Origin of the sequence: Polaromonas sp. CG_23.6, assembly GCF_029892315.1 — a bacterium.
GTDB lineage: Bacteria > Pseudomonadota > Gammaproteobacteria > Burkholderiales > Burkholderiaceae_C > Polaromonas.
This window is the reverse complement of sequence record NZ_JARXUY010000002.1, coordinates 88,475-106,482: the sequence shown is the minus strand read 5'-3', so window position 1 is coordinate 106,482 and position 18,008 is coordinate 88,475. Positions and strand designations below refer to the sequence as shown.

The 18,008-nt window shown below is 58.3% G+C and carries 14 protein-coding genes and 1 pseudogene; 8 read left to right on the top strand and 7 right to left on the bottom strand.

What is annotated here, in order from left to right:
* Nucleotides 1–465: 465 nt before the first annotated feature.
* From H4V98_RS19985 to H4V98_RS19970, 4 genes are all read left to right on the top strand, one after another.
* A complete protein-coding gene (locus H4V98_RS19985) occupies nt 466–1,446 on the top strand; it encodes a TRAP transporter substrate-binding protein (protein ID WP_196864694.1) in 981 nt (326 codons plus the stop codon).
* 102 nt (nt 1,447–1,548) lie between these two features.
* Entirely contained in the window at nt 1,549–2,637 is a 1,089-nt protein-coding gene (locus H4V98_RS19980) for a LacI family DNA-binding transcriptional regulator (protein ID WP_196864693.1), read from the top strand.
* Nucleotides 2,634–3,650, top strand: coding sequence for an NAD(P)-dependent oxidoreductase (locus H4V98_RS19975; protein WP_196864692.1), 1,017 nt, complete (start codon nt 2,634–2,636; stop codon nt 3,648–3,650). Before H4V98_RS19980 ends, H4V98_RS19975 begins: the two co-directional genes overlap by 4 nt.
* 13 nt (nt 3,651–3,663) lie before the next feature.
* Nucleotides 3,664–4,494 carry an amidohydrolase family protein gene (locus H4V98_RS19970; protein WP_231374872.1) on the top strand — a complete coding sequence of 277 codons (831 nt, stop codon included), beginning with the start codon at nt 3,664–3,666 and terminating at the stop codon, nt 4,492–4,494.
* 358 nt (nt 4,495–4,852) lie between these two features.
* Here H4V98_RS19970 and H4V98_RS19965 read toward each other — a convergent pair whose 3' ends face one another.
* The 4 genes from H4V98_RS19965 to H4V98_RS19950 all read right to left on the bottom strand — a co-directional run bounded on the left by H4V98_RS19965 (nt 4,853) and on the right by H4V98_RS19950 (nt 9,937).
* Nucleotides 4,853–6,088, bottom strand: coding sequence for an IS701 family transposase (locus H4V98_RS19965; RefSeq protein ID WP_280757911.1), 1,236 nt, complete (start codon nt 6,086–6,088; stop codon nt 4,853–4,855).
* A 30-nt stretch (nt 6,089–6,118) separates the two neighbouring features.
* The gene (locus H4V98_RS19960; protein WP_196864690.1) at nt 6,119–7,375 is read right to left on the bottom strand and encodes an IS4 family transposase; all 1,257 of its coding nucleotides are present in this window, start codon (nt 7,373–7,375) and stop codon (nt 6,119–6,121) included.
* Between the two features lie 701 nt (nt 7,376–8,076).
* Nucleotides 8,077–9,489: a RepB family plasmid replication initiator protein gene (locus tag H4V98_RS19955; protein ID WP_196864689.1), complete on the bottom strand. Its 1,413-nt coding sequence runs from the start codon at nt 9,487–9,489 to the stop codon at nt 8,077–8,079.
* Nucleotides 9,490–9,583: 94 nt separating this feature from the next.
* Nucleotides 9,584–9,937, bottom strand: a complete 354-nt coding sequence (locus tag H4V98_RS19950) for a hypothetical protein (protein ID WP_280757910.1) — start codon at nt 9,935–9,937, stop codon at nt 9,584–9,586.
* 107 nt (nt 9,938–10,044) lie between these two features.
* On the opposite strand from H4V98_RS19950, the gene H4V98_RS19945 reads away from it, so the two are divergent.
* Together H4V98_RS19945 and H4V98_RS19940 are read left to right on the top strand one after the other, a co-directional pair.
* Entirely contained in the window at nt 10,045–11,214 is a 1,170-nt protein-coding gene (locus tag H4V98_RS19945; protein ID WP_231374871.1) for an AAA family ATPase, read from the top strand.
* 2 nt (nt 11,215–11,216) lie between these two features.
* Entirely contained in the window at nt 11,217–12,338 is a 1,122-nt protein-coding gene (locus tag H4V98_RS19940) for a ParB/RepB/Spo0J family partition protein (protein WP_196864686.1), read from the top strand.
* A gap of 47 nt (nt 12,339–12,385) precedes the next feature.
* Here H4V98_RS19940 and H4V98_RS19935 read toward each other — a convergent pair whose 3' ends face one another.
* Both H4V98_RS19935 and H4V98_RS19930 read right to left on the bottom strand, forming a co-directional pair.
* Complete coding sequence (locus H4V98_RS19935) at nt 12,386–14,227, bottom strand: tyrosine-type recombinase/integrase (RefSeq protein ID WP_196864685.1); 1,842 nt, start codon at nt 14,225–14,227, stop codon at nt 12,386–12,388.
* Between the two features lie 27 nt (nt 14,228–14,254).
* Nucleotides 14,255–14,413 carry a hypothetical protein gene (locus H4V98_RS19930; protein ID WP_196864684.1) on the bottom strand — a complete coding sequence of 53 codons (159 nt, stop codon included), beginning with the start codon at nt 14,411–14,413 and terminating at the stop codon, nt 14,255–14,257.
* 1,358 nt (nt 14,414–15,771) lie between these two features.
* Here H4V98_RS19930 and H4V98_RS19925 point away from each other — a divergent pair.
* Nucleotides 15,772–15,918 (top strand): annotated as a pseudogene (locus tag H4V98_RS19925) (transposase); the annotation flags it as partial.
* A gap of 7 nt (nt 15,919–15,925) precedes the next feature.
* Here H4V98_RS19925 and H4V98_RS19920 read toward each other — a convergent pair.
* On the bottom strand, nt 15,926–16,894 hold the full coding sequence (locus H4V98_RS19920; RefSeq protein WP_196864683.1) for a LysR family transcriptional regulator: 969 nt from the start codon (nt 16,892–16,894) through the stop codon (nt 15,926–15,928).
* Between the two features lie 127 nt (nt 16,895–17,021).
* On the opposite strand from H4V98_RS19920, the gene H4V98_RS19915 reads away from it, so the two are divergent.
* The gene (locus tag H4V98_RS19915; protein WP_280757909.1) at nt 17,022–18,008 is read left to right on the top strand and encodes a tripartite tricarboxylate transporter substrate binding protein; all 987 of its coding nucleotides are present in this window, start codon (nt 17,022–17,024) and stop codon (nt 18,006–18,008) included.

The following is an 18,008-nucleotide window of genomic DNA, read 5'->3' as shown; positions in this document are numbered from 1 at the left end:
GGCGGCGGGGTGCAACAAGTTGCGAGGGGAAAGTGTTGTTTGACTTCGGGAAACGCCCTTGTAGTGCTTTATTTTCCTGAAGAGACCCCATGCTGAAAAGCAAACGTCAAACTGGACAAGAGATTGACCGTGGAGGGGGTGGAGGCGATGGCAGTCGTTTTGCCCGTCATGTACTCATCAGGAGGGTCGGCCGGGATACGGACGCAATCGGGCAGTTTTTACTCCAAACTGTTGTTACGACGACTCCTTATTTGCGCAAACTCCCCAGTTGCTGGCTCTCTGTAAGTCGGTAAAAAACCCCGGACACAGGGATTTTACTTATGGATTAGATTGAGTGTATCGATACACTAAATAACTTAGTAAATCGATACACAGACTTCTCAAGTCCAGTGTTTCGGTCTCTATTTCCCCCTTGGCTGAAGTGACCCTGTCATGAAAGCCGCTATTTTCATTACGGAGAAGTCCATGCCCCCGTTCAAGATCCTTCGCCATTCGCTCGCTGCGCTGACACTGATTGCACCGCTGTGCGTGTCGGCCCAAAACATTGTCCTGAAGGCGGCCGATGTGCACCCTACCGGCTATCCCAATGTGGTGGCCGTTGAAAACCTTGGTAAGAAGCTTGAAGCTGCCACCAGTGGCCGTATCAAAATGCAGATGTTTCCCGGCGGCGTGTTGGGCAGCGAAAAGGAAGTGGTCGAGCAAACCCAGATCGGCGCCATACAGATCGCGCGCATTTCGCTGGGCGTGCTCGGTCCGGTTGTGCCCGAGGTCAACATCTTCAACATGCCTTTCATGTTTCGCGACGAAGCGCACTTGCGCCAGATCATTGACGGCCCGATCGGGCAGGAATTGCTGGACAAGATCAGCAGCAGTTCGGCGCGGCTAATCGCCCTGGGATTCATGGACAGCGGCACGCGCAACCTGTATTCACGCAAGGCGGTGCGCAAGCCCGAAGACCTGAAGGGCCAGAAGATCCGCGTGATGGGCAACCCACTGTTTGTGGACACAATGAACGCGATGGGCGGCAATGGCATCAGCATGGGCCACGGCGAGGTATTCAGCGCGCTGCAGACGGGCGTGATCGACGGTGCTGAGAACAATCCGCCCACGTTTTTCACCTCCAATCAGTACACCGCCGGCATGAAGTACTACACGCAGACGCGTCACCTAATCATCCCGGAAATTTTCGTCATGTCCAAGGTCACATGGGACAAGCTCAGCGCACCCGACCAAGCGCTGGTGAAGAAGTTTGGCCGCGAAGCGCAGCTCGAGCAGCGCGAACTGTGGAATAAAAGCGTGACCGAGTACGTCGCCAAGCTCAAGGCTGCAGGGGTCGAGTTCATCGACATCGACAACAAGCCGTTTTACGAAGCGACGGCGCCGGTGCGCGCCAAATACGGCGTGCAGTTTGCCGACTTGATGAAACGCATCGCTGAAGTCAAGTGAAGCCCTGGCAGACCCGCCTGGCTGCGGCCCGATGAACGCCCTAGCCACGGCTATCATTTCGTTCGCGGCAGCGACAGTGCGGGCGCCAAGAAAAAGATCAACATGACTACCATTCAAGACGTTGCACGGCAGGCCGACGTGTCGGTCAGCACCGTATCCAACGTGCTGAACGGGCGCGGCAACCGCATGCGGCCGGACACCCTGGCGCGTGTCGAGGCAGCCATCGGCCTGCTGGGATTTCGCCCCAACAAGCTGGCCCGCCAGCTCAAGACAGGGCAGACGCCCTTGCTGGGCCTGCTGGTGCCGTCATTGGCCAACCCGATGTATGGCTCGATCGCGCGCGAGGTCGAGGCGGCGGCGCAGGAACGCTTCGGCTACCGGCTCCTGATTGGCAGCACCTACCGCGACCAAGCCAAGGAAGCGGCGTTTTTTGAAGACCTGTTGGACCATGGCGTGCGCCGCGTCATTGTGATCTCGTCGCTGGCCGATGAGCAGCATTTCGAATCGGCTGCAGCGCGCGGCATGTCCATCGTCAGCTACGACCGCCGTGCCGTTGCCGGGCGGCCGGCCAGCGTGGGCCATGTGACGCCTGACAATTTTGAAGCCGCGCGCCTGGCAACGCAGCACCTGATTGACCAGGGCCACCGCCGACTCGCTTTTGCCACCGTCAGCGGCCTGACGCTGAGCCGCAGCGACAAGATCGCCGGCTTTCACGCTGCGGCCGAGGCGGCCGGTTTGCACAAGGACGCCCGTGTACTCGACGGCGGGGCCTTGAACGAGTACGGCGACTCGGTCATCGCGGAGGTCGGCCGAACCACCGGGCTGCGCCTGGGCAGCGACACCGAGCGGCCGACTGGCATTGTGGCGCTCAACGACCTGCTGGCGATCGGGCTGATGGCGGGACTGCGCGAAACCGGGCTGCGCGTGCCGCACGATGTCTCTGTGATCGGGATTGACGGCCTGTTTTTGTCGGCAGTGTCCAACCCGACGCTCACCACAGTGCAATTGCCGATTCGCGAAATGGCGCACGCCATGGTGGAGCAAGTCATGACACCTTGGACAGGGAGCGGCACTTGCGAGCTGGTCTTTGCGCCTGCCGGGCTGATTGAACGCGGATCCGTTGCGTCGCCGCCCACAGCTGACCGTAAGCACCAGGCCCACAAACTCCATACTGCGAAACCCTCCGTATGACCACCATATTTGTCAGCCACCCGATTGATCAGCTCGCGATGTATTTCGGCGACCGCGCGACGGCAGCCTTGCGTGCCACGGCCGATATTCGATTCAACCCGCAGGCGCGCGAGCTTTCCACAGGCGAACTGATCGAGGCCGCGCAAGACTGCGAGGCGCTGATCGCGTACCGCCAGACGCCCGGCCCCGAGGCGCTGTTTCAGGGCCTGCCACAACTGGCGGTTTTCCTGCGCTGCGCCATGGACATCCGCAACGTCGACGTCGCTGCGGCCAGCGCCCACGGCGTGCTGGTGACGCGGGCCAGCCCAGGTTTCAACGCAGCCGTGGCCGAATTGATCATTGGCATGATGATCGATCTGGGCCGAGGTACGACCCGCCATGCCCTAGCTTGGCAGCGCGGCGGACCGCTGACGCCCTTCATGGGTCGCGAACTGCGGGGGGCCACCCTGGGCATCGTTGGCTTTGGCGGCATCGGACGTTATTTGTGTGATTTGGCGCTGGCTTTCGGCATGAAGGTGCTCGTCACCACGCCGCAGCTTATCGAGCAGTGCGATGCCGTGCAGCAAGTCGCGATGCCCGCATTGCTGGCGGGCGCCGACTTTGTGACCTGCCTGGCGCCGGCTAATGCTGAAACTGTGGACCTTTTCGGCGCAGCCGCTTTTGCGGCCATGAAACCAGGGGCTTTTTTCATCAACGCATCGCGCGGCGAATTGGTCAACGAGGCGTCGTTGCTGGCAGCTCTGGACAGCGGCAAGCTGGCCGGCTGCGCGCTCGACGTAGGTCTGGCACCCGATCAGATGCCGACACCACAGCTGGCCCGCCACCCCAGCGTAATCGCGACGCCACACATTGGTGGCCTGACGCTGCCAGCCATCGAGCACCAAGCGATGGAAACCGTTACTCAATTACGCATGCTGTTGCAGGGACAACTGCCGGCCGGCGCGGTGAACCCAGAACACGCCCTCCGGCTGAAATGCTGGAGCCACGCCTTGGCCGCACCCAAACCCGTCTAAAAATAACACGCCCATGACCGCCATGCTGCCACAAGGCGCCTGCGACTGCCACCTTCATGTCTTTGAAAGGGGTTATGCACTGGCACCGATGGCGACCTTCACGCCGCCCCTTGCCCCAGCCACCCGCTACCGCGAGGTCCAGCGCGCACTGGGCTTGCAGCGCGCCGTGGTCGTGCAGCCCACAGGCTATGGTTTTGACAACGCCTGCACACAGGCCGCCGTTGCCGAACTCGCTCAAGGGGGTATGGACGCGCGCGGCGTGGCCACCGTGCCGCTGTCGGTCAGCGATGAAGAACTGGACCAGTTGCACCAAAGCGGCATCCGTGGCGTACGCTTCATGATGTTGCCCGGCGGCTTGCTACCGTGGAGCCATCTTGAGCCGATGGCCGTACGCCTGGCTGCTCGGGGCTGGCACATCAACCTGCAGCTCAATGGGCACGAGTTGCCGCAACACGAGCCCATGCTATTGCGCCTGCCGTGCCGGCTTGCCATCGACCACATCGGAAAATTTCTCGGTCCTGTGGACACACAAAATTCTGCTTTCGCGTCACTGCGTCGCATACTAGACCACGGCAAGGCCTGGATCAAGCTGTCGGCACCGTATGAAAGCTCGGGCAGCGGACCGCCTGGTTATACCGATATCGCACCGCTGGTTCAGGCGCTAGCGGCTTCCCATCCCGAGCGCTGCTTGTGGGCCAGCAACTGGCCGCACCTCAATGTAATGCCCGTGCCAAGCAATTCGGCCCTGCTGGACTGGACGCTGCGGCTGGCAGGCGATGCACCCATGCGTCAACGCCTGCTGGTAGACAACCCGGCCGAACTTTATGGATTCGAGGCTTTGTGAGCCCACAATTGCGTCTGCAGTTGCTCTAGTTGGTGGAATTCATCGCCGACGCCAAAGACGGGGCCGAGCTGGAGGCAACCACAACCTGATGCTGGCGGCCCTGATGAATTTGTTGAACAACGCCTTGAAGTTCACGCACCCGCACGCGCAGGGGATGCTAAATTCCTACGGCGTGGAGGTGCTTCTTTAGGCCAGCCAACGAGACCCAACTCCAGCACCCCCCTAAGATAACGCTCAAAATCTAAACATAACACCCGTCGGCGAGGCGGGCTAGGACAGGCAGCCAGTTTTAGTCGGCCGTGAAGGCTCGGGTTAATCAGCTACTTTAGCGGTAGTTTGTTAAAGCTGGAGATAGAGGTTAATCCCGTGGCCGGCGTTCAGGGCGCCGAGCAGTTCGGCGAGCTCGGCCGGCGGGGGCGCGCTGGCAAAGGCGGCCCAGCAGCGTGCCAGCCAGTACGCCGGGGTCAGCCAGGCGCGCACCGCGCGCAGCAGGCGCGGCCAGCACGGCAGCGCCTTGACGGGGCCGGTTTTTTTCCCCCGCCTCGGACGGCGCTTCGGCGATACCAGTGAGTTGCGTGGACGAGTCGTCCGCGCAGGCTTGACAGGCAGCGTGCCACCAGCAAAAGGCAAATGCGCAGCACACCAGCGTCCAGTGGCGACGAATGGCCCGGTCGCTTCGAACCATGAAGTCGGCCCAGCCGAGCTCATCTTTCATCTGCTTGTAGCTTTGCCGGGCCCAATTGCGCAGACCGTACAGCCGCACGACTTCGCCCAGCGGGGCCTGCTCGCGTGATAAGTTGGTAGTGAGGTACCAGGTCGACAGGGCCGGCAACGCACGCCGATTGGTCGTGGCGCACACAGCGCGCACCGGCTGGTCCGGCCCATAGCCGAACAGGGTCAGCTCGGCGGCCCACCAGTGCTCGGTGTGACCGTCCCGGAAGCGGCGAGTCACTTCACGCCAGGCACTCAGCGGCAGCGCCTCGGCCGCATCGGCAAACGAATGGTCCGCCTCGGCCGGTGCCCAGCCGCGCCCAAAGGCGCCGCGGCGCGCCAGAACATGCGGCAAACGGCGATCGAGCAGTGCCTTCTCCAAAGCCCTGTCGTCGCCATAAAAGCAGTCTGCCACGATAGAGCTGAACGCGATGCCCGCTGCTTGCGCGCGCTCGACCAGCTCCAGTGCAATTTGCGGCTTGGTATGAAACGCCGCATCGTGCTTGCCGTGCGCCAGTCGCACGGCCGGCGTGTACGGCGCTACATGCAGCGGATAGTAGCGCGCCTCATCAGCCCACAGCGTGGTCACCGCCACGATGCCGTTGTCGATTTTTCCCACCGAGCCGAGGTACTGGCGCGCCACATGGTCGGTGGCGCTGCCGTCCTTGCGATCGCCCGTGTCATCGATGATCAGGACTCCGTGCGCCGCCGGGGCCGTGGCCGGCTCATCTACCAGCAGTGCCAGGCGCTGGGCATTGATCGCTTCGGCGTCCCAGGCGGCCTCGGAAAGGAAAAACTGCAGCCGCTGCACCTCGGCGGCCTGCGCCTGAACCATCGGCTCTGCACCGACCAGCGCGGTCTGTGCCGGCCGGTACGACCCCAATCTCCCCAAGTTAAGACAAATCGAGTCACATCAGCAATTTTTCTGAGTCATGTATTTGTGTGGTTTTGGCCTGGGCTTGCGCGGCTTTGACACGCCATCGCGGTGGCGGTATGTCATTTTGGCGATCAGTCGCAGCACCTCACGAAGCATTTTTCCGACTTTCTTGGCAAGCAGCAAACCTGGCAGCAGGGGCTTGAGGACGGTGTGTGCATAGGCATGATTGATGCGCCCTGACTCAGGCAGGTGGGCGCCCTCATGGGCGGCCCTGGAGGTCAATGCCTGCAAGTTGTCGCACAAGATTTTTGCCGCGACATCTTGAACAACGGCTTGCTGTGACAAGCCCGATACATGCTCCAGATTAAGCCTGTGCTTGAGACGTTTGAACGCCTCTTCGATACCCCAACGCTGGTGGTACAGGTCGCTAAAGCAAGCCGCCGGGAAGCGCTGTCTATCCAGCAGGTTTGTCATCAAGACACGTACAGCTCCATTGGGGGCGATGTGGCGTACCAGACGCACGGTTTGCGGTTCGCGCGGGCATTCGTAGTCTTCGCAATCGCGTTTATTGGGGGCGCGCAGCATCACGTTTTTTTCTGTCAATCCGCTGCGCAGGAAGTCGCGCACGCAGGCGAAATTGCCGCTTCCGGATTTCTCCACGCGCATGCAAAACGGTAGTCTGCGCTGGTTCAACACCGACACCAGCCAGCAGCAGGGATAGCCCCGATCCATCAGCAGCAAATCACTGCTGGACAGGCGATCAAGGTGCTCGAACAGCATCTGACGCTCGTTGTTGTCACGCACGCTGTACAGCGAGGTGGCAAGCATCAACTCCGCCGTGGGCAGAAACAGACCAAAGGCAATTTGATCGGCCAGCGCAGGACAATTGACATTGCTGGTGCGCACGCCAAAGCGCACAGTGGAGGCATCGGCGGCGACCAAGCGTAAACCACGCCACAGGGGCAAAAAGCCATAGTGTCGGGCGCGCTCAATCAGCCAGTCGTTGAGCTGCGGGATGGCGTCCAAGGACAGTTTCGCGCGCGCCTGAGAGAAGGCTTGTTCAGAAACGTTGCGCACGAGCTGGGCTTGTTGGCGTAAATGGGCGAAAAACTGGTCGAGTTCGGCCTGGATGCTCATGCGCATGCCGCACAACAGCAGCGCCACCAGAGACGGCAATGGCAACTTGCGTATTCGCGTAAATGCAGTGGGATGCGCGGGATGACGAGCGGACTTGAGAAACTCGGGGGACGTCAGGTGCGCAGAAATATCGGAAAAAAGAGCAGAAAGAGACATGTTCGCCAATGAGATAAAAAATTCTCACTGGCAAAAAAATTACTGCACTTTGTCAAGCTTTATTTGATCGATTCCCAACTATTTTTCTGACTTCCAGAGTCAAATCCTTAACTTGGGTAGATTGGGTACGACCCGGTCTGCTCGCGAACCAAAAGAGCGCAGGCATCAAGAGAAGATGAAGGAAATTCGTGTGACATGTCAGTCTCCGGCGGGATTGCCCGGTTCCGGCTCGGTTCACAGCGCAGCGGTCAAGGTTCGAAGACGGCCGCCAGGACGCCAGCGCGCACAGCGCACGCAGACCTTGACGGCGAGAACGCCGTGGTACGGTGAAGGAAATCAGCAAACCCGCCCTCCCCGCTCCCGCATCGAGTGGGCAAGCGCAGCGCGCAGGCCCGGCAGGGCCGAAGGCGTGAAGGATCGAAGCCCGCCAGGGCCGTGACCGGGACTCCGGGCACGGGGCGTAGCCCGAGAGCCTGACGGTGCTAAGCACCGGCACGTACCTCTGGCTCATCAACAACCCAAAGAGTTTTCTCATTTGTCGCAAGCACCCGCCGGCCAGCAAGCACGTAGCTGCAGTCAGCAAGGCAGTATTTGCCGAGCCATCTTGACCAGCCTATCGTCAGTCGACCGAAGATATGTGCAAGCGGATTGTCAATGCCTGGCGCACGGAAAGCGCATCATCATCTTCAACATTGAAATGTTCAGGCTACGCCAATATCGCCCATCGTCGCAGCGACTGTTAGTAGCTCCTTGTCGCTCGGCTGATTCCAGTTCTCACCAAAAGCCGCCTCGGCATAGGTACCGAGAAACTTGGACTTGACTAGGGGATGCTGCCACCCATCCTTTCGAAGCCTTTTGATGATCTGAGAATGAAGGCCCGCTGTTTCCATGGCGTTGATCACCTGTTGGGTTAATGCTTCTTGCTCGGCAGCAGACATGGCCTTGAAGTCTGATTCAATGACGGCCAGACGCTGGCTGGTCCAAGCGTTGCGCCAAGCGAGTTGGCGTTGAGTTTTGGAAGCCAGCGCCTGGCTACTCGTAGGAATGGCCTTGGCAGCTTTTTCAGCTGCGGCCCGCGTCGCCTGAGTAGCATGTCCCGGCATGATCGACACCAAGTATCGCGTGGGATCTCGCACGGGCTCTGGATAGGCAGACTGAACGCGCCGGGACAGTTCTGGCAAGGCCGTGATCAGCGCTTCGTTACCGTAGGTCTCGACAATATGCTCAATGCGTTCATCAGGTATACCCAATTGGCGCGCCAAGTGAATGGATTGCAGATCGACTTTTTCAGGGGCCTTTCGGTCTGCACAGGCATCAACTGCCTTTTTCTTGATAAAAAACTGCACTTCCGATATGTAGCGACCACGACGATGCTCAACCAACTCTATATCAAAAGGCGAGGCAGCATTTACTTCAGCAACGGCTGGCTTTAAAGTGTCCCGTTTAAAAAAAGAGTACTCAAGTTTTTCCAGCCTGGCCTCATCGGGAATCCGGCCTGTCATGGGGTCATGCCACCAGCGCCAAGGCTGGCGTGGGCTGCGGCCTATGTTTTGGTAGCGACAGGCCAATTCGTATAGAAAGACTGCAGGATGGGTACGCAGCTGGGAAACCACTTCCATTTTGATGCGGGCAAAGATTGTCGGATTGAGCAGTTCGCTGCGCAAGTTAACAGCAAATGACCAGTCAACCCACACCTCGGCGCGCTGCTTTCTGATCTTGCAATGCGCTAGCAAACCGCAGGCATCCCAGTCGGTACCCTCGCCTGTCGTCGGCGACTGCCATTCAACCACCGTCGAGATCATCGACTTCAGATGCTTTTTGATCAGATTCAAGTCATTTGAATCGTATTCAAGCAAATGAACAATGTCTGAAAGCGGGGCCGTATGAACTTCGCGATCATGTCCTGCTTCCTTGTCATTTTGGGACAGGTGAAGTAATACGTTATAGGTTTTCCTGGCCAATGCAGAGATGCGCTCGCTCCTGGCCGTAATGGCTAGCGCCGTGACGGGCTTTTTCAGGTCAACATCGCGAACGTGAGGCTTTTTGACGGCATCTAGGGACTTCATGCCTTTGACTGTATCGCAGGATTCCTTTAGATGAATAAAAGATTTCATGTAAATTTCTTCTTCACTGCGGCGCTGGAAAAGTGCTAAGAGGAGAAAAATCGCGAGGATTTTTCCTGAAACGTCTCATGTGAGGGAAGCCGGCTTAGCGCTGAAGCTCCGCTAAAAGTAAAAAATGCCGTTGCTCAGGTAGCAAAAAGCGGCCTTTTAAGTGTGCAGTTTCTTTCCTGTATCCACCCTGCCAGCATCCTGAAGTTCCGCAGAAATGTCCTGTATCCCCTGCAAAAGGCTCCCGAAGTGCCTCGGAAGTATCCTGTAATGGCTCAAAAAAACAATCTAAGTTGTTGATTTTAAAAAGAAAAACAATACCTAAAGGTATTAGAGGGTTTTGAAGAGTTACAAACTTATAAATCCCTGTAGACAGTCCATCAGGAGTGATTTTTGAAAACAAAAGCCTTCGCATGAGTGAATGCAGGATTTTTCCAGAAAAAGTTTGCACAAATTAGCTTCACAAGCGAAAATTGTGCAAACACGCATCGTGCGTGCAATTACATAAAAGAAAAGCAAATGAAATCTGTTAGCGAGAACTTACTGCAGCCCATGACCATGAGCGATATCGTTCAGCAAGCAGCAAGGGCCAGTGACATGGTCAGTGCAGTAAGAACGACCATGCTCGCACCAACAGCGAAAAAAGTAAGTCCCACCTACAACCAGACGGAAGTAGCCACGCTTTGCGGAATAGACCGTGGTCCGTTTGCTTACAGAATGAAGAATGATGAACAAGGCACCCTTCCTCAAGGCGTAACCAGGCCCGAGCGCCGAGGAAAGGAATTTACGTTAGCAGAAGCGCGGACCTGGGTAAGAGATGTGCGAAAAGACAAACTTCGTCCTGAAGGCGCTGAAGCGGTAGTCATCAGCATTGCCAATTTCAAGGGGGGTGTCGGAAAATCTACCACAGCCATGGCTTTAGCACAGGGCCTGTCATTGCTGGGGCACCGCATTCTCCTGATTGATGCAGACCCTCAAGGCTCGCTCACCACGTTGACCGGCTTGCTCCCGGATTTGGATGTCGAAGACAAGGACACATTTTTGCTTCTGGTCTCCGGGGAAGAAGAATCGATTCGTTACGCTATTAGGCCTACATATTGGGATGGAATTGACCTTGTAGCGGCCGCCCCATTGTTATTCAGCATTGAATTTACCCTTCCGTCCAGACAAGTACGCGAAGCGGGCTTTGAGTTTTGGAACGTTTTGAATCTTGGAATAGATGATGTCCGTGAAGACTACGATGTCATCATCATTGATACTGCTCCAGCTTTATCGTATGGCACTGTGAATGCATTGATGGCCAGCAATGGGATCATCATGCCGCTGCCACCAAATGCACTCGACTTTGCATCGGGTGCTCAGTTTTGGAGTTTGTTTGCAGATCTGTCTGAGAGTCTTTCAGGCAGCGGACATTTGAACAAAACATACGATTTCATCAACGTTCTGCTGTCAAGGGTCGAAACTGACGCTGCAAGCGCGATGGTCCGCAAGTGGATTATCTCCACTTATGGTGACAAGGTACTGCCTGTCGAGATTCCAAAAACAATCGTTACGTCAACATCAAGCGCAGAGTTTGCTACTGTCTACGATATATCTCGATACGACGGCTCTGCCCGAACCTACAAGCGCGCGCGTGAAGCCTATGACAGTTTGGTCGCTTATGTGGAGCGCCTTGTTCATGCCGTATGGCTACGTGATTCGTCCAATCGTAAATCAAAATTTAACTGAACATGGCACGTAAATTATTTGAGAAGGGTGACTCAGTAACTTTGCCCGCAAGTGTTGGCGCATCAGCAATTCAAGCGTCCAGTGTGGGCCGTCCTCGAACAGCAATCGGTGGAATGGCGCAATTCGTTGTTGATGAATCCAAGGTCCGGCTTGAACTCGAATCATTGCGTGCTGAGTATGCAAAACATGAAGGAGCCAAACCAGCGCGGTTGCTCGATCCGCAGGTAATCAAACCATCGCAATGGGCTAATCGTCATGAAGACTCCTTTCGAACTGAGGAGTTTATTAGCTTACGAGCAGAGATTGACAACGCGGGCGGCAATGTCCAGGCCATCAAAGTTCGTCCCCTGCCCAATGACTCGATTGAGCAAGACCACAACAAGATTGCATCGCAGCCTTCGAAATCTCCGGAAAAAGAGGGGGTTGAACCGTTCAACCCCCCCTACGAATACGAAATTGTTTTTGGGCACCGGCGCCATCGAGCATGTTTAGACCTGGGGATTCCAGTGCTTGCCCTGATTGAGGAAACCACCGAGCAAGAACTCTTTGTCGACATGGACCGGGAAAACAGGCTGCGCGCTGATCTCTCACCTTGGGAACAGGGAGTGATGTACGCGAAAGCGCTGGACGGGGGTCTATTTTCTTCCAATGCCCGCCTGGCGTCAGCAGTTGGCCGTGATACGGGAGTAATTGGCAAAGCGCTTTCCCTTGCCAGGCTGCCTTCTACCGTTGTTGATGCCTTTCCCACACCGCTTGAGATTCAATATCGCTGGGCCAAACCTCTCACAGACCGGTTGCTTGTTGACCCAGAGGCTGTTACTCATCGCGCAAGGGAATTGAAAGAGTTCAAGGAAAAGCTTTCCTCAAAGGAAATTTTTGAACTGCTGGTTTCTGAACAAGAATTACCTCAAAGGCAGCACCTTGATTCAGCGTCTGGGCGCCAAGTGACCGACGCAGAAAGGAAGACTAAGAAAATCGTAATCGGAAGTCGAGGGAAAAATATGGCGACGTTTTCAATGGACAGCAAGGGTCGCGCTATGGTTCGCTTCAAATCAGTTATGACTGCCGGTGACAGCGAAGCGCTGGTCAAGCTGATACAAGAATTTTTGGACAAGCGGGCGTGAACACAGATTGCGGCCTTGTCTGTAGGATGTTGTAGGCCCCCGCAAACCTATCCGGAAAATGCCTTCCCCAGCTCATCCACCCGCCGCTTGATGGGTGCCCGGCCATAGATCGCCGTGGTGGTCTGGATGGAGGCATGCCCCATCTGCGCCTGGATCACGTCCAGAGGCACTTGCCGGGCAATGGCTCTGGTGCCAAAGGTGTGGCGCAGCCAGTGGGTGGTGGCCCCCGCCAGTCTTTCTCTTTCGTTGGCCGGCAGGCTGGAAGCCCGCACCGCCTTGGCCAGCCAGCCCTTGACATGCTCGTAGAGCGCCTGGTAGCCGATGGGTGCCATGGGATCCAGGCTACTTGCCAGCAGGGGCGCATCCGGCGGGGCCTCCTGGATTGAACCCAGGCCGCGCACCTGGAGGTAGTCCTGCAGCGCGGCCAGCGCCTGCCCGGGCACGGCGGCGATCCGGTTCTTCGCCCCCTTGCCACGCACCTGCATCACCCAGCCCTCGGGCTCCAGGCGCAGGTCGCCCAGCGTGGCCGACAGGAGCTCGGCCGAGCGCAGGCCCACGGCCTCGACGAACAGCAGGATGAAGCGGATGCGCGCGCTGGAAGGCGAGGGCGCCTGGCCGTCCACGAAGCGCAGCACTTCGAGCATCGCCGCTTCGCTGAAAGCCTTGGTGTCCAGCATCTTGTGGCCCGGATCGTCCCCCGTGGCCTGGTTCACCAGCACCCAGGGGTTGGCACTCAAGTACTGCGCCGACTGCAGCCAGGCAAACAGCGAAGCGATGATCACTACTGCCTGGCGGCAACTCGCGTGCGACAGGGGACCGCGAAAGGGCGCCCAGCCGGGCTGGCCGGGCGCGGCCCGAGCCCGGGAGATCCAGCGCGGCGGAATATTCTGAAGGAAGGCCATGAACGCCCCGCAGTCGGCCACCGTCATCTGCGCGAGCCTGGCGCCACCCCGTTCATACTGCAGCCACAGCAAGAGGCGGTGGGCTTCGCGCTGGTAGACGCGCACGGTGGCCAGCGAGCCCGCCCGCGCCTGGATCCAGCTTTGCACCGCCTGCCCGTCTGAATTCACGTCCAGCAGCGGGCGCGCCACAGCGGTCTGCGTGACCTCCTCCAAAGCGCGAAGGCCTGACGCCTCGTCCGTTGGCGCGTCAGGAGCGCGGGAAGTGCGCGCAGGCGAAGGCGCGCCAAACAGCGCCGGTGTCGCGCTCAGTGCAAAGAGCGGCCTGGGCGGCTGCACGTCCCTCGGCAAGAGCGTGGCCAGGTGGCGCTCGATGCGCCTAGCCTTGGCAACCCCGACCGCGGGCAGCGCAGCAAACCAGCGCCCGCCCGCCGAGATGCGGGCGTTCAGGGCCCCCAGTGTCAAGAGGCCCGCCGTGACTAATTTTGTCGCCAGCGCCTCCTCGAACCAGCCGGCCACCATGTCGGAGGGCTGCGGCGTCTCGGCGGCCACGCCCTCCAGGCGGCGCAGGAGTTCCAACTGGCGCTCCCGCAGGCGCTGGCTGCGCGCGGCTTTTCGCTCCAGGGGAAAGGCTTCGGCATAGAGCGTGAGCACCTCGCTTTCGGAAAAGCCGTCCAGGCCGTGCTGCTGCGCAAAGGCGTCGAGCGAGGGGCGCACTTCGCCGCCGGGGACCCGGATCGTGAGGCCAACTAAGCGCCAGGCGGACTCGCCCCGCCGCCTGGCCACCGCGCGCACCGCGTCGACCGCTTCCTGGTGCGCCGTCTTCGCTTCATGGCCGTGCTCGATGCCCAGGTACCGCCGGGCGCATTCGGCTAGGTTCAAGCCTTCGGCGGCGGCGCGCAACTGGGCAAAGTGGTGCGGGCCCAGGCGGCGCACGAAGCGGGGATGCGCCAGCGCGGGCTGCGTTGGCTTGGCGGGCAGGGGCGTCATGGACGGGTCCATCGGGGGGTGAAAGGATTAGCCGGGCGTGCGGGGTGCGCGCCTTCCGGCCTCCCGGCGTCGCAGAAAAGGCGCGTACACCGTGCTCGGGTCGGCAGCGAACAGGCAAAACGCGGCCTGCCAGGACGCGCCAGGCGCGCCGATTGCACCCTGGCCAGGGGTGGTGTCAGGGCGCATGCGTAAAAACCGCTGGCGGGGCTGCTGTCGCGTGCCGGGCGACTGGCGCGGCGCGGAGCAGGGTGACGGTGGCCCGCACCCCAGCCCTGTACCAGCGCACGCGCCGGGGGTGGGAACGCTGGCGCGGGGCCGCGCAAGGCCTTGTCAGGCTTGGAGTTTTTCATAGGCTGCAGGCAGGCGGAGGTTTTGACCACTGGATTTTACCCTGAGATAATGAGCGTTATCTTAGGGGGGTGTCTTGAAAACCCCCTGGCATGCGTTCATTTTCATAAATCCGTACCCAGATTTTTCATCAATCTGTGCCTGGCACCGACGAAGGAAGCCGACAGCCCGCTTCGATCTTCGTAGGCTGCGGCAACAGGCCCGCCTGAGTTCTCATCGCCATGTGATTTCGTTCAACTCAGGAACATTTTTATGAAAAATTCCATGCGGGGAACATTATTGTGAAAAATATTTTTTCATGATTTTGAGCCCATATTTTCCGGAGTTCAAGGAAATCAACTCCTTGCGTGCACAGGTTGGGTATGGATTTATGAAAATGAACGACACCCGTTCATTCACATAAAACCGTACCCGGATTTCACATAAAAATGCACCTGCGTGGACGAAGGGTCTGCTACCCCACGCGGCGCTTCTCATCCCTGAGGATTGCGTTCAGTCCGGGTACGTTTTTATGTGAAATTCCATGCGGGGTACGTTATTGTGTGAAAGAACTTTACATAATTTTGGTACTGGATTTTTGGAAATGCAAGCAAATCAACGCCCAATGCCAGCCGTGCTGGGAACAGTTTTATGTGAATGAACGGTTGACGTTCATTTGCCGTTCATTTGCCTAAAAGTGTTGCTATCTTTGGCCTAAAAAAGTTCCAGACCAACCGCTGACGCAAACTTGCGGTCAAATGCGCTGCTCCAGCCCAAAAAATGGCCACCCGGATGCAAATTCGTTCATCTCGAGAACACTTTTAGGCCAAGCGACACTTCAAGAACGTTTTTAGGTCAAGGTATTTGGCCTAATTTTGATACTGGATTTTTTGAAAATCAAGCAAATCGATGCCTTACGCCAGACGCCTGATAACACTTTTAGGTAAATGAACGTCCAGCACGTCTCGCGGCTCTGTCGCATTAAGCGGTTTTTTTCATAAAATGACATTGATTTCATTGAAAATTTTTTTGTGATGGTTGCTCAATGCTGCAGAGCCGACAATTTGCCTCAGGCTAAATCCATGCTTTTTAAGTAACTCGATTTCCACAAACACCTCTTTGGTTATCACAGCTACCCTAAAGGCAGCCATCTTCTCAAAATAGGTGTGTCCGTTTTAAACCGCTGCCTGTATCACTTTACTTCCGCTGATGACACCGTGATCCCCAAGCGCTGGGTTGTGGAGCGCATTTTTTCCTGGTTGGACAAGAACAGGCGGCTATGGAAGAACTGCGAGAGAAAGCTCGACACCAGCCTGCAGTTCATTCACTTGGCGTTCCTGGCTCTGTTACTTAGAAGATCGTGAACACGTTCTAAGCACTTGGCGGTGTGAAAGGGCGCGGGGCCGGTGAGTCCTGCGCATGGGTCTTCAGACAGGTGACAAACTCCATGAGTGTGGCCGAGATGTGCTCACGGTTCCACACCACGGTGATGGGTCCGAAGCGGATGCTGGATTCGATGGCGATCTTTCGGAACAGCCCGAGCGAGGCCATATAGTCCGCCATGGATTCTGAACACACGCCAACATAGTCGCCCTTTTGCAGCAGTGCCTGCATCATGGCCAGCGACGCGGTTTCGGCTTTTGGCACCAGCCACGATGCCTCCCGCTCGACGAGGTAGGCATCCATCTGAATGCGCGTGAGCGTGCCACCGGGCGGCATCACCCACTTTTCGTGGAGCACGTCGGCGAAGCCCAGTGTCTCGCTGCACGTCCAATGCCTGCTGCCGTGGCCAATGACAATGGCCACCTGATCGTCAAATAGCACCTGGTGAGCGAGCCCCGGCTGGTGCGCCCGCGCGTCCAGAACGCCAATGACCGCATCCATGGCGCGGTTTTCCAGACCCTGGAGCAAAGTGTCAAAAGGCCCATCGTGGATGGACACCACCACGTCGGGGTGCTCCTGCTGAAAGGCAATAACTGCCTCCGGTAGGCCGCCAGCAATGCCCGCCCAGACGCTGCCCACGTTCAAGCGCGGCACGCGACCTTCGGCCACTGCATTCAACTCGCGGCCGGTGCGGGCGATATCGCCCAGCACGCTGATGGCCAGCCGCTTGAGTAGCTGTCCCGCAGGAGTGAGCTGCACCTTGCGCCCGCGCACGACCAGCACCGTGTCCACTACGCTTTCGAGTTCGGCCAGCCAGTGCGACATGGCCGATTGCGTCATGTGAAGCCGCGCCGCCGCCGCGGTCAGCGTGCCCGCCTCGTCCAGCACCAGAAACGACTCCAGGTGCCGCACCTTGACGCGCCGCGCCCAGGATGTGCCCTCGAAACGATCAATCATGAGTAAACCTTCATACAGCTATTTTGCCTTTTCGCTAGACAGTAAGCCGGTTTCATCATGAAAATGTTCTCATCCTTCTTCCTGACAACATCCTCATCTTCTTTTGCAGATCCCCTAGGAGTTCCCAGTGTCCCAAGCAAGCAACAACGTCTCAAAGTTCCTGATGGGTTTCGCGGTAGCGGCCATCACGACCACCACCGTGTATGCCCAGGCTGCCTACCCAAACCGCCCCGTGCGGTTGGTGGTCTCGCAGCAGGCGGGCGGCAGTTCTGACACCATCGCCCGCATGTGGGCCGAAAGCGTGGGCAAATCCATTGGCGGCACCGTGGTGGTGGAAAACAAGCCGGGCGCAGGTGGCATCATTGCGGCCCAGTACGTGCTGGGCCAGCCGGCCGACGGCTACACGTTGTTCTTCGGGGGCGTGTCCCAGATGGTGTTCAACCGCTTCACGTACAAAAGCCTGCCCTACTCGCCCGAGAAAGACTTCACGGGCGTGGGCATGCTGACAACCGTGCCGTTCATCCTGGTGACAAACCCTGCGACGGGTATGAAGTCACTCAACGAACTTACGCAAAAAGCCAAGCAATCCCCGGGCAAGCTGAACTTCGCATCGGCCGGACTGGGCAACTCCACGCACCTGGCGGTCGAGCTTCTGGCTAAGGCCCTGGACATCTCCATGACGCACATCCCCTTCAAGGGCGAGCCCGACGGCGTGATGGCCACCATCGGCGGTCAGACGGAGGTGATGGCCCCCGTATTCGGCACAGCGCTGCCTCACATCAAGAACAACAAGCTCGTGCCACTGGCCGTGATCGCACCACAGCGCCTAAACGAACTGCCCGACGTACCCACCGCCGCAGAGTTGGGCGTCAAGGGCTTTGACAACATGGGCTGGAGCGGCATTGTGGCGCGCAGCGGTACGCCTGCGGGCCTGGTCGACAAACTGCACAAGGCCACTGAAGAGTTCCACAAAAACCCGCAGGTGCAGGCCAAGCTCAAGGGCATGGGCGTGATACCGCTCCCCGGCCCTGCCTCGCTGTTGATGGAGACCACGGAGCGCGACATGAAGGCCTGGGGTCCCACGCTGGAAACACTGAACCTGAGCGGCCAGTAA